We start from the raw sequence: 12608 nt of genomic DNA on the forward strand, positions 1-12608 counted from the left end.
CCTTCGGAGCTCAGACAGTGTCCTCTCATGTCTTCAACGCAAAATCCTGTCCTCTAAGATTTTCTCGGAACCTCCGCAAAGCCCTCAGACCAGGCACGCCACATCCACGCACGTCGCAGGCGGAAGGGAAAGCGAAAATTTGACAAACTTACACTCTCCACCCCGCTGGATACTTATTCTTCAATGTCCCATTCACAAGTTTTCCAAACCCAAGGGGATACCCTTCCACACAAAGCAAATGCCATCCTTTAGAATGAGCAGCCTCCTCAGGCTCAATTGTAAGAGTTTCCCCTTTCAGATACCGCTCCAGTCTTGGATCATCCACAGAAAGGGAAATCACAGCTTCAGCTTCATTTTTCCGGAAAGCCAGTGCAAGCGGCTGAGCCGGTTCAAACCGGTTTTTCTTCAGATCTCCCAGATAAAGTCCGTTCCGAATAAACGTAAGTCCTCTGAAATTATAGGAAACAGACGGCAGATAATAAACTTTATCTGCCCGGACCTCCACCCGGTTCCAGTCAAACTCCTGGCCATCTAAAGTTTTCAACCCGATTTCTCTGAAAAATTCTTCCATATACTTCCGGACATCTGCAGCCAGACGACTGGTCTTAGAAGTACCAGCGGAAGGTCCAGCCGTTCCCTCCTTTTGCAAGAGGGCTAGAAAATGCCCCTCCCCCTGCATCTTATGGGGAAAAATGCGCACACATTTTTTCAGTTGTGGATTCCCATCTCCCCATTCAGGATTTCCGGTGGAAAAGCCCTCATAATCCTCCATGGAAATCAGAGACAGCTCCGGCCGTTCCCTGAGAAGCCAGGAAATGATCTGCTCATCCTCACAAGGTGCAAAGGTACAAGTAGAATAAAGCATCTGTCCTCCCGGCTGCAGCATGTCTGCCGCATTCAGACAAAGCTGTTTCTGAATTCTGGAAAGCTCCTCAGACTTCTCAGGAGTCCAGTCTTTGGCAAGAGCTTCCTCCTTACGGAACATCCCCTCCCCGGAACAAGGTGCATCCAGAATGATCTTATGGAAAAATTCCGGAAAATTCTTTACCATTTTTTCAGGCTTTTCATTGGCAACAAAAAGATTGGGAATCCCAAACAGTTCCAGGTTTCGAAGCAGTGCTCTTGCCCTGGTAGTGCTGATATCATTTGCAACCAGAAGTCCTTCACCCTTTAGGGCGGAACCAACTGCAGTTGCTTTTCCTCCAGGAGCTGCACACATATCCAGCACATATTCTCCTGGCTCCACCGGAATACGGGAAGCGGGGGTCATGGCACTTGGTTCCTGAAGATAATAAAGTCCGGCCTGATAAAGAGCACACCGGGATGGTCTTACATCCTCATTGTAAAAATAACCATTCGAAACCCATGGGATTTTTTTTACTTCAAAGGGCACGATCTGTTCAAACTCCTCACAGGAAATCTTTGCCGTGTTTACCCGGAGCCCATAAGTACGCGGCTGTTCATAAGCTGCCAGAAAAGGTTCAAAATCATCCCCAAGCATATCCTCCATCCGATGAAGAAAAGCCTGAGGCAGAGCTGATAATTTATCTGAATCCATAGAAAAATCTCCTTAGTACTGAAATAGAATGATATGAGTGTCAGATTTACTGCGTAAATTTCACGAAAACAGTGAAACACATCTTGCAGAAAGCATTTTTTAAACACATTTTAGTATAGCGGAAGAAAAAGAACAAGTCAAACATAAGCAAAAGAATCCATTGGAATTTCCTGGTTTTTCCACTATAATTAAATATAGAATGATCATTAGAGCGTGTTTGAAAAATTATTCCTACAAATCATACTCCGGAAACGGTGTAAACAGCAATATACTTATAAAACAAGAGAGTGAGGGTATGAAATGCCTAAAGAAAAAATCAGCCTGAATTCCATTTACATATCAGACCGTTTACAAAAATCCCTGCAGCCTGTTTCCAACAGCGCACTGACTGCCATAACAGCCCCTATGGGATATGGGAAGACAACCGCAGTAAACTGGTATCTGTCCAGACTGGCGAAAGACAGTCTGGCTTTGCTGATCCGGATCAGTATTTACTCCCAAAACCTTTCCATCTTCTGGAAAAGTGTGCAAAATGCATTTTCCTTCGCAGGTCTTAACTTTCTGGAAAACTACGATTGCCCGGAAGATGAAGCTTCCGCTGGATTCTTGACGGAAATTCTATGCTATCAACTGGAAAAATGTGAAAATTGTTATATTTTTATAGATGACTTTCATCTGTTAAAAGATGACCGGGCGGCCACTTTCCTGTGCAGAATGGCAGGGAGGATTCCGGAAAATGTGCATCTGATCGTAGCAAGCCGAAATCATTTTATCAGTGATGACTGGATTGTAAGACTTGGAGGAAGACTTCACAGAATAGAAATAGACGATCTGCGTCTGAACGCTGGGGAGCTGTCAGCCTATATCCGCCGCTGCGGAACCAGCCTGACAGACAGCCAGCTTGAGCAGCTTCTGAAATCCAGCGAAGGATGGTTCGCAGCTGTTTACCTGAATTTGTGTTCTTTTTCAAAATCAGGAGAATTGCCAGGAAAAACATCTGATATTTACCAGATGTTTTCCGCTTCCATGCTGAATCCTTTGCCAGAAGACAGAAAAGAATTTTTAAGTGCCATGGGGCTTGCAGATGAATTCACGGAAGAGATGGCAGAATTTATTACAAAAAGAGAAGACGTACACCAGATCCTGAAAACGCTCACCAGGCAGAATGCATTTGTCACCTGCCTGAATGACGGGCAGACTTATCGCTTTCACCATATGATGAAAGAGTGCGCATTTCGTGCGTTCAGAACACTGGATAATTCCAGGCAGGCTTTCTACTATGAAAGATATGGTGCATGGTATGAAAAACATGGTGCCTATATTCATGCCCTGTCAGCATACTGGCGGAATCAGAATTTTGCAGCTATCCTCCGGGTGGTGCAAAAAGATGCCGGAATCTTACTTGCTTCTCTAAAACCGGAAGAGGTTCTGGAAGCTTTGAACAGATGTCCGGTTTCCGTTTTAAAAGAATATCCGCTTGCAATTCTGGTTCTTATGAGATGCATGTTTAACTGGAAAAATATTCCAAAAATGCTGGAATTGAAAGAACTTCTTCTGGCATCCATCAGAGAACATCCAAAGCTGCCTGAGGAAGAGAGAGGAAATCTTCTGGGCGAATGCGACCTGATCCAGAGCTTTCTTATGTACAATGATATTTCGAGAATGAGTCAGTTTCACCGCAGTGCCAGCGAGAAGATGACAAGACCTGCCATCAGTATCCGAAGTGACGGAGGCTGGACGTTTGGCTCCCCATCTGTACTTATGATGTTTCACAGGAAAAGCGGAGATCTTGACAAAGAGCTGGAAGAGATGAACCAGTGTATGCCTCATTATTACAAGATCACAAACGGACACGGACAGGGTGCAGAAACGATTATGAGCGCAGAGGCTCACTTTATGCGCGGAAATTTTGTTGATGCCCACATAGCATTGGAAAAGGCTTATACCCAGATTCAGGGAAATGGGCAGGAGAGCATTGCACTTTGCTGCGATTTTCTGGCACAAAGGCTGTCTATCTGTATGGACATAAAAATGAGAAATACATTTGAAGAACGTCGAAAAGAACTGCTGCAGGGGCATAATACCACCTGGGTCAATATTTTTGACAGCACCTGCGCCTATTACTATGCAGTTACCGGACAAACGGAGCGGATTCCGGCTCTCTTTGGAGCTCACATGCTTTCTACGGTGAATTTTCTGGCACCTGGGAGACCGATGATGGAAATGATCGAGAATCAGGTTTATCTTGCCCAGGGAGAATATTCGAAGGTGATCGGAAGAAGCGAATCCATTCTTGCCATGTGTCAGGCTCTTCACTACGATCTGGTAGCGCTTCATGTGCAGATCCAGCTTCTTGCGGCCAACTGGAAGCTGGGAAAAACAGAACAGGCGCTTGAACTTTTGAGAGGATCACTTTCCCAGGCTTTTCCAGATGGAATCCTTATGCCATTTGTGGAGAATTATCCATACATAGAGGAGCTTTTGAAGGGAAGCTTTTTCGGAATCAATGAAAATTTTCTTTTCAGGATCACCAGAATGGGGAAAGAATGGGAAATGCGGTGCGATCAGTTAAAAAAAGAGGAGGCGTATCCGCCGGTCTTTAAAGTACTGTCAGATCGTGAGCTGGAGATTACGGAGCTTATGGCGAAGCATATGAGCAACAAAGAAATCGCCCAGAGTCTGTTTTTATCCGAGGGAACTGTGAAGCAGTACATCAATCAGATTTATTCCAAATTACAGATTCCCGGGGATGTCCGGGTGAAGCGCAAGTATCTTTTGGAGATGATGGAAGGGAAAAGCTAACTGGAAGTTAATACTATTTTTGTCAGAGAAAACGTATAGTAAAGGTACAACATATTTCGACAGGAGGAAAATGGTATGAAGAGAAAAATAGTTACAGCGGTCATCGCGTTTATTTTATGTGCAGCAGTTGTTCCCACAGCTGGTATTTGCAGCGTAATGGCAGAAAACGAGGATACGCTTCAGGTAGAGGACGGAGCTGACTATGCAGCACTTTCCGGTGTATGGGAAAATGAAGATGCACAGGCTGATGAAACTCTTACCTTAAGTGCAGACGGATTGTTTGTATATCACACCGGAGAAGGCGATGATGTTCAGGGATATCTGGAATATGTGGATGAATACAACGACGGAAATGGCAGATATGACATGTACAATCGCATGGGCATGTGGCTGGAGGGATTTTATCTGGACTCCGCGGATACTCTTCATATGGGAAATGACGGGGCTGCGGTTTTTACCAGAGCAGAGGAAGATCAGGCAGAAGAGAATTCGGAAGGTCAGACTGAAAACGAAGACAGCGCGGAAAAGAAAAGCTATGTCCTCATGTCAAATAAACGCTATACAGGACTGCGCCCTCTTTATAACAATTCCAGTTGGGAAGGAGGGTATTTCTATTCCGATATGACAGAGGACTGTATGACGGTGATCGTCAACTGCAGTGCTTTAAATGACAATGAATTCACCGGTACCCCGGAGGAATATATGGAACAGTTTGCAGGCTTTGTAAGTGAATCGGAAATAAAGGATTTCACAGCAGTACAGAACCAGGAATATACAGAGAAATTCACTTATCCGGCATATGAACTGGAATTTACCACCGGAGCAAATGAAGATGCCTGCAAATGGAAAATGCTGTATTTCCAGACGGATACCAATACCTTTGCTTATGCTTACAGAGTTTCAGCGGATTTTGCTGAAGAGATGGAGGAGGAATACCGGGATGCCATTTCTTCTCTGGAGCTGACGGAGATTGAGGGCGTTGAAAATACAGAAACCACTCTCACTCAAGGAGAAGATTATGACCCAAGTGCCGAAGGAGAGAGCCTGGAAATGTTTATCTCTTATTTTGACAGCTGGTACCAGTATGGAGATTTAAATGCCATGAATATCCGGCTTTATGGAGAAGGAACCTGGGAAATCTACAACAGCCTGAATAGTGATAAAACAGGGGGATATTTTTTTGACAGCGGTACTTTTACCACACTTGGCACAACTGCCCTGAAATTGGTCAATGACAGCGGAATCTATGTGGCAGATGTTACTTTGGATGGAGATGGCGATCTGATGCTCAGTCCTGTGATTTCCGGATATGGAAATATTTATGCAGGTGCAGCTTTTTTACGAGAGTCCGATTCTATCGCCTACGAAGCCCAGACAGCTGACGATGGTGAAGGATACGGAGACTACATTCCTGATGAAGATTATGTAGAGGAAAGTGATCCGGGAGATACTTATTACTGGTATGATGGGGAAGGAAATGTAATGTACTTTGATGGTTCCGACAGCTATTATATAGGACCGGATGACGTGTTCTATATTGATGAGGCAGGAAGGCTGATGGAATACTGATAAGCAGGTAAAACTAGTACATCGTTTCGTAAATAACTATACCAATCGCGTAGGATGGGGATTCGAGTGTGCAGATTGCAGAAAGCCTTTTTCAAACACGCTCTGGGACGTGGACAAAAAGAATTTCCTGAAAAATATATGACAAATTTTGCAAGCCGAATACCTATGTGTATTTCGGCTTGTTTATTATTTACTGTTTTAAGATCATAGGGGATTTCATAAGCTTTCATTTTGTGATAAACTATGTGATAAAGCTAAACAAGCTTCGTGTTTTGAGCAGCGGAGATTTCATTTTGACAAAGATATGGGCAGGAGCTATCAAGGATGGAGATATGGAAAGATATCTTGAGATAAGGATCACAGAGTCTGGAAAAGTAGGAGAGGTTTTGCGGGCTGAGGCAGGGCTTACAAAGAGGCAGATCAGTCAGGCAAAGTTCAGGCCGGGAGGTATCCTTAAAAATGGAAAACAGTGCCGTGTAACAGAAATAGCAGTGCCTGGTGATCGGCTTCAGGTATGTCTGGAAGCGAAAGGGATTGATTCAAAGCAACTGGTGTGTCCAGATACAAGTAGTTTTATAGAACAAGGAAAAAAACAATTATTGGATTTCGAAAGACAAGAGCTGGAAGACGGATTAAAACTCCAGAAACTTCAGATCCTTTATGAAGACCAGGATTTACTTGTAGTAAACAAGCCAGCTGGTATGGTGACGCACCCATCCGGAAGCCATTATCAGGACAGCATTTCTAACCTGCTCGCAGCCTATTTTCGTGAAAAAAATGAGGCAACACGCATTCGGTCCATTGGACGTCTGGATAAAGAGACCTCCGGGATTTTACTTTTTGCCAGAAACCAGGTGGCGGCAGCCAGATTGCAGAAGCAGAGGGAAGAAGGAAAGTTGCAGAAGAAATATCTGGCGCTTGCAGAAGGCGATTTATCAGAAGCAAATGATTCTGTAGTCTGGAAAGAAATTGCTATACCACTTGCCCCGGATCCGGAAAATTCCATGAAAATGACAATTTCTCCAGATGGACTGTTGCCAGGAAGCAGGAATGCAGTTACGTATTATAAAAACATAAAAAATTTCGGTAACGCGACTCTTGTTAAGCTTCAGCTGGAAACCGGACGAACCCATCAGATCCGGGTTCACATGGCAGGGATAGGTCACCCTCTTCTGGGAGATACGATGTACAATCCTGGAACATGTTTGAACATGAGTAACAGCAAAGAAAAAAAGAATACGAAAGGCAGAATAAATAATAGGAATGACTGCTTCAAAAGAGCTGCGCTACATGCCTGGAAGTTGACTTTTTGTCACCCATTTACAGATGAAATAATCACTCTGGAAGCTCCCCTTCCAGATGATTTCTGCCGCTTTTTGAATGCAAACGAGGAGGAAAAAACATGACAGAAACACAGAAAACCATAAATAATGTTATCGCAAAAATGATCGCATATTCCGATGGAAACAAGCATGATATTGCCCATTTTCTGAAGGTATATACATATGCCAGAATGATTGGCGAGATGGAAAATTTAACCGAAAGAAAGCAGGAAATTCTGGAAATCGCAGCCGTGATCCACGACATTGCCTGCCCTGTATGCCGCGTAAAATATGGTAATACAAACGGCTCCAACCAGGAAAAAGAAAGTCCTGAGCTGGTAGAAAATTTCCTCAAGGATGTGGAAATTGATGATGAAATGAAAGAGAGAATCAACTATCTGGTCAGCCATCACCATACCTATACAAACGTAGACGGAATGGATTACCGCATTCTTCTGGAAGCTGATTTCCTTGTAAATGCAGATGAAAGTGAAATGTCTGAGAATGCTGTTGAAACAGCCAGAGAGCGCGTATTTGAGACCAATACAGGCAAAAAATTACTCACAAGTATCTATAAATTGCCTGCCAGGTAAAGCAATAGAAGGCGTTGAAAAAGAAAAAAAATTGGGCTTGTGGTGAAGGATAAAAAAGCTTTCACCTGTGACGGAGAAATTTATCAGTTATTTGAAGTGAAAGAAAATATGTTGAAATATTGGCGTGGCATTGGCTGCGCCTTTTTTTGTGTAAATGATAGAAATATAGAAATTTGTTTTCAAAAATGGTATTGACAAAACTATATTATATATCATATAGTATTGTTAATTAAATAATATTGATGAATTATATAATATGATTGGAGTGATCAGATGGTATTTAACACAGGAGCTGCACTTCTGGACGCTATTGTCCTGGCGGTTGTGTCCAAGGAGCCGGAAGGTACTTACGGATACAAGATCACCCAGGATGTACGCGGAGTTCTGGATATTTCAGAATCCACACTTTATCCAGTGCTGCGCCGCCTGCAGAAGGATGACTGCCTGGAAGTCTACGATCAGGCATATGCCGGACGAAATCGCAGATATTATAAACTGACAGAGAAAGGGCAGGCACAGCTGAATTTATACAAGATCGAGTGGAAGAATTATTCCACCAAGATAGGCAGTATGTTTGAGGACGTTGGCAGAAATGCGGACAGCGGCCACATGAGGGAGGAGAATTAACAGGTATGGACAGAGCGCAGTTTATGAAACAGCTAGAGAGGCTGCTGTCTGATATTTCGGAAGCAGAAAAGCAGGAGGCGCTGGCTTACTACAACAGTTATTTTGACGAAGCCGGTCCTGAGAATGAGGCTTCCGTGATCAGAGAGCTTGGAAGCCCCGGAAAAGTGGCTGCCATAATAAAGGCAGACCTTGACGAAAGCAATGAGGAATATGCACAGTATACAGAGAATGGATATGAGGACTTGAGGGAAAACAAGGCTTCTTATATGCCGGAGATTCGCCAAAGAGATGGGAAACATGCAGGAAAAACAGATCGTATCCACAGGGGATATCGCCCGAAAGAGAAGGGAAGCAACAGCAGATTTATCCTGATCCTAATTGCCCTGGTATTTCTATCCCCATTTATCATCACAGCAGCCAGCGGCGTGTTCAGTATTTTACTGGTGGTGATCTTGTTTCCGTTTTTGGCAATTTTTGTATCCGGAGTTGTGGCGTTCGCATTTATCGTAGCAGCTTGCGCCTGCATGAGTGTGGGGGTTGGAACTTTGGTTACCAATACAGCTGTGGGACTTCTGGTAATGGGAATCGGCTGTCTTTTGTTTGCATCAGGAATTCTCTTCTGCATTTTAACAGGATGGCTGGGCTCCACGATTTTCCCATGGATTCTTCGTAAGGTAACAGACTTTTTCCAGAAAATCGTGTATCGGAATAAGAAGGAGGAGCAGGCATGAAAAAAGGAACAAAGGGAATGCTGATTGCAGTAGGTGCTTTCGCAGTGGCAGGAATTGGTTTGTGTATCGGTGGAATTTCTGTAGCAGCAGTGGAAACAGGCGGAAATGTGTTTGATCAGGCTGGACAGCTGCTTCAGGATAATGATTATCCGCTGGCTGGTCTGATCCATTGGGGAAACGCCCAATATCATTCTTCTGACATAGATTGGGATGCTTTAGATGGAAATACTGTGGATATGGATTTTGCCAGTGATCTGGAAATCAGTTTAAAGTATGATGAGCTCCTTATCCAGGAATACGATGGTGACAAGATTCGGGTAAATGTGGCAAATGATGCGAAGAACGATGTAGTGGTTAAGGAAACTTCCGGGAAAATCACGATTACAGATACCCGCAGTGGCAATGTAAAAAAGAAGAAACAGATAAAAGTCAGTGTTCCTTCAGTGAAAGAATTTGATACGGTAAGCCTGGGTGTTGACATGGGAACCATTGATCTGGAGTGCGATTTAAAAGTACAGGAGCTTTCGGTGGAAGTTGGTGCCGGAGAATTTTGCGGTTATGGAAATATCACAGCAGCGAATTGTGATCTTCAGGTTGGCGCCGGAACCATCGACATTGATCAGATTGATGTTCAGAAACTGAATGCGGACTGCGGTGCTGGTGAAATTGACATGGTGGTAACTGGAAAAGAGAAGGACTATAATTACAATCTTTCCTGTGGCATGGGTGAGATTGATCTGGAGAATTCTGAGTACAGTGGACTTGGCATTGAGAAAACCATTTCCAATGAAGGTGCCAAAAAAGATATGGTGCTGGAATGCGGAATGGGCGAGATTGATGTGGAGTTTACTGGGGAAAACTAAAATCTTGCAGAACGCTTTTTTCAGACACGCTCTGGTGTAAAGTTATGTAATAAATAAAAAAATAAGACAGAAATGTCAGATCGGAGGAATCAATTATGAGCAATAAGCGTTTATACAAATCAACCGTAAACTGTATGCTGTGCGGGGTGTGCGGCGGAATTGCCGAGTATTTCGATATCGACCCAACCCTGGTCCGTCTGGCCTGGGTAATCCTGACCTGCTTCGGCGGCGCAGGAATCTGGGCATATATTATTGCAGCGATTATTATTCCGAAAGCATAAGAAGAATCGCACAAGATCCACTGCCTACGAAAACTTAGCTGCAAGGGGCCCCGATCTGCTTAGTTGTAGTTGACAGTCAGCTTGGCAGAATATTGCGACGGTTCGCGTGGAATATGCCATGTCAAATTGCATCCACTTTGAATAAATGTATTATATTTTGTCCATACTCCCTATATACATCCAAACACTGTAAAAAGGAGCATAGACATATGAACAAAGACAAAGAAGTAGAAGCTTACAAATCCGGAAATCTTACCCCTGAAGAACAGACAAAATATGAAATTGCTCAGGAACTTGGCATTCTGGATAAAGTCTTAGAAGGGGGCTGGAAAAGCCTCTCCGCCAAAGAAACGGGCCGGATCGGTGGCATAATGGCGCGAAAGAAACCGAAAAAATAATAGTATATTATTTGCCCCTGCAACCTGTTATCAGGCTAGAGCCTGTTTGAAAAAGGCTCTAGGAGGGGCGGGAAAATGGGGGACGCGTAAGCGTCTCCTTTTCAGAAAAAATGGAGGAAAATTATGCGTATCCTGATAGCAGAAGACGAGGTAGAAATTGCCCGGGCACTGAAGGTTTTGCTGGAAAAAAACAAGTCCTGCAGGACAGTTTGAGAGAAAATATTCGAACTGTCCTTTTAAAATATATAAAAATTGGATATTTATAACGGTACAGTATTCCTGTATGCTTTCAGACAAATAAAAGGCAGTTGAAGAAATGGAAATCTGTTAAAACAGTGCCCCACAATTTTTCTGCACAATACATACAGGAGGAAATCAAAATGAGCCAGGAAAGATATGCATTAAATAAACAGCTTGCACAGATGTTAAAAGGTGGAGTGATCATGGACGTTACCACTCCGGAACAGGCAAAAATCGCAGAGGAGGCAGGTGCCTGTGCGGTTATGGCGCTGGAGAGGATTCCGGCAGATATTCGTGCAGCAGGCGGTGTTTCCAGGATGAGCGACCCCAAAATGATCAAAGGAATCCAGGAGGCAGTCTCCATTCCGGTTATGGCGAAATGTCGTATCGGACATTTTGTAGAAGCGCAGATTCTGGAAGCAATTGAGATTGATTATATTGATGAGAGCGAGGTGCTTTCCCCGGCAGATGATGTTTACCATATTGACAAGCGTCAGTTTAAAGTGCCATTTGTATGCGGAGCCAAAGATTTAGGGGAAGCTTTAAGGCGAATCGCAGAAGGTGCTTCCATGATTCGTACAAAAGGCGAACCAGGAACCGGCGATGTGGTACAGGCGGTGCGCCACATGCGCATGATGAACAGCGAAATCGGGAAAGTGGTTTCCATGCGTGAGGATGAGCTTTTTGAAGAAGCAAAGAACCTGCGTGTGCCATATGAGCTGGTTGAGTATGTACACAAAAACGGAAGACTTCCAGTGGTAAACTTTGCAGCAGGCGGTGTTGCGACTCCTGCAGATGCGGCCCTTATGATGCAGCTTGGCGCAGAAGGTGTGTTTGTGGGCTCTGGTATTTTCAAATCCGGTGATCCAAAGAAGCGTGCAGCAGCTATTGTAAAAGCGGTCACTAACTATCAGGATTCCAAAATGCTTGCAGAGCTTTCCGAAGACCTTGGTGAAGCTATGGTCGGAATCAATGAGCAGGAAATCCAGCTTCTGATGGCAGAGAGGGGCAAATAAGATGAAAATCGGAATCCTTGCTGTGCAGGGAGCTTTTGCAGAACATAAGAGCAAACTGGAAAAACTGGGTGCTCGGTGCGTGGAACTGCGAAAAAAAGAAGACCTGGATGGAGACTTTGAAGGACTGGTTTTGCCAGGCGGTGAGAGTACGGTACAGGGAAAACTCCTTCGGGAGCTGGAAATGTTTGAGCCTTTGAAAGAGAAAATCCAGGCTGGAATGCCAGTGCTTGCCACTTGTGCGGGGGTGATCCTTCTGGCTGACCACCTCTCTAATGACGGGCATGTGTATTTCGGAACCATGCCTGTGACAGTAAAAAGAAATGCCTACGGCAGACAGCTTGGCAGTTTTCACACCATCAGGGAAATGAAAGGAATCGGTCAGGTTCCCATGACATTCATTCGTGCCCCTTATATTGAGAAATGCGGAGATGGCGCAGAAGTACTGGCTGAGGTGGATGGAAATATTGTAGCTGTAAAGTATAAAGAGCAGTATGGACTGGCATTTCATCCGGAACTGGATGAGGATGACAGGATACATGAGGCGTTTCTGAATAGTGTAAAGAAATATGCAAAGAAAAATTCCCCAAATACCTGGTTATAGAATGAAC

General features: G+C 44.1%; 12 protein-coding genes. 11 read left to right on the forward strand and 1 reads right to left on the reverse strand.

The genetic code is table 11. The features are described from left to right. Positions 1-148: 148 nt before the first annotated feature. A complete protein-coding gene (locus ABHC48_RS03240; RefSeq protein WP_195699868.1) occupies positions 149-1558 on the reverse strand; it encodes an RsmB/NOP family class I SAM-dependent RNA methyltransferase in 1410 nt (469 codons plus the stop codon). Between the two features lie 300 nt (positions 1559-1858). Between ABHC48_RS03240 and ABHC48_RS03245 the strand changes: the two genes are divergently transcribed. The 11 genes from ABHC48_RS03245 to pdxT all read left to right on the forward strand — a co-directional run bounded on the left by ABHC48_RS03245 (position 1859) and on the right by pdxT (position 12601). Further along, positions 1859-4360, forward strand: coding sequence for a LuxR C-terminal-related transcriptional regulator (locus ABHC48_RS03245; RefSeq protein WP_195699869.1), 2502 nt, complete (start codon positions 1859-1861; stop codon positions 4358-4360). Between the two features lie 75 nt (positions 4361-4435). After that, entirely contained in the window at positions 4436-5929 is a 1494-nt protein-coding gene (locus ABHC48_RS03250; RefSeq protein WP_195699870.1) for a hypothetical protein, read from the forward strand. A gap of 293 nt (positions 5930-6222) precedes the next feature. After that, entirely contained in the window at positions 6223-7335 is a 1113-nt protein-coding gene (locus ABHC48_RS03255; protein ID WP_243284544.1) for an RluA family pseudouridine synthase, read from the forward strand. Beyond that, positions 7332-7844, forward strand: coding sequence for an HD domain-containing protein (locus ABHC48_RS03260; RefSeq protein WP_195699871.1), 513 nt, complete (start codon positions 7332-7334; stop codon positions 7842-7844). The genes ABHC48_RS03255 and ABHC48_RS03260 overlap by 4 nt, the downstream gene beginning before the upstream one ends. 273 nt (positions 7845-8117) lie before the next feature. Then, positions 8118-8471: a PadR family transcriptional regulator gene (locus ABHC48_RS03265; protein ID WP_148461245.1), complete on the forward strand. Its 354-nt coding sequence runs from the start codon at positions 8118-8120 to the stop codon at positions 8469-8471. A 5-nt stretch (positions 8472-8476) separates the two neighbouring features. Next, the gene (locus ABHC48_RS03270) at positions 8477-9202 is read left to right on the forward strand and encodes a DUF1700 domain-containing protein (RefSeq protein ID WP_195699872.1); all 726 of its coding nucleotides are present in this window, start codon (positions 8477-8479) and stop codon (positions 9200-9202) included. Further along, positions 9199-10065, forward strand: a complete 867-nt coding sequence (locus tag ABHC48_RS03275) for a DUF4097 family beta strand repeat-containing protein (protein ID WP_195699873.1) — start codon at positions 9199-9201, stop codon at positions 10063-10065. The genes ABHC48_RS03270 and ABHC48_RS03275 overlap by 4 nt, the downstream gene beginning before the upstream one ends. 95 nt (positions 10066-10160) lie before the next feature. Beyond that, positions 10161-10346 carry a PspC domain-containing protein gene (locus tag ABHC48_RS03280; RefSeq protein ID WP_021924744.1) on the forward strand — a complete coding sequence of 62 codons (186 nt, stop codon included), beginning with the start codon at positions 10161-10163 and terminating at the stop codon, positions 10344-10346. Between the two features lie 209 nt (positions 10347-10555). Then, on the forward strand, positions 10556-10744 hold the full coding sequence (locus ABHC48_RS03285) for a small, acid-soluble spore protein, alpha/beta type (protein WP_118583262.1): 189 nt from the start codon (positions 10556-10558) through the stop codon (positions 10742-10744). Positions 10745-11124: 380 nt separating this feature from the next. Further along, positions 11125-12000: a pyridoxal 5'-phosphate synthase lyase subunit PdxS gene (pdxS, locus tag ABHC48_RS03290; RefSeq protein ID WP_173735228.1), complete on the forward strand. Its 876-nt coding sequence runs from the start codon at positions 11125-11127 to the stop codon at positions 11998-12000. Between the two features lies 1 nt (position 12001). After that, positions 12002-12601, forward strand: coding sequence for a pyridoxal 5'-phosphate synthase glutaminase subunit PdxT (pdxT, locus tag ABHC48_RS03295; protein WP_195699874.1), 600 nt, complete (start codon positions 12002-12004; stop codon positions 12599-12601). The last annotated feature ends 7 nt before the right edge of the window (positions 12602-12608 follow it).

Source organism: Ruminococcus sp. 1001136sp1 (genome assembly GCF_039841815.1).
Classification (GTDB): Bacteria; Bacillota; Clostridia; order Lachnospirales; family Lachnospiraceae; genus Blautia_A; species Blautia_A faecis.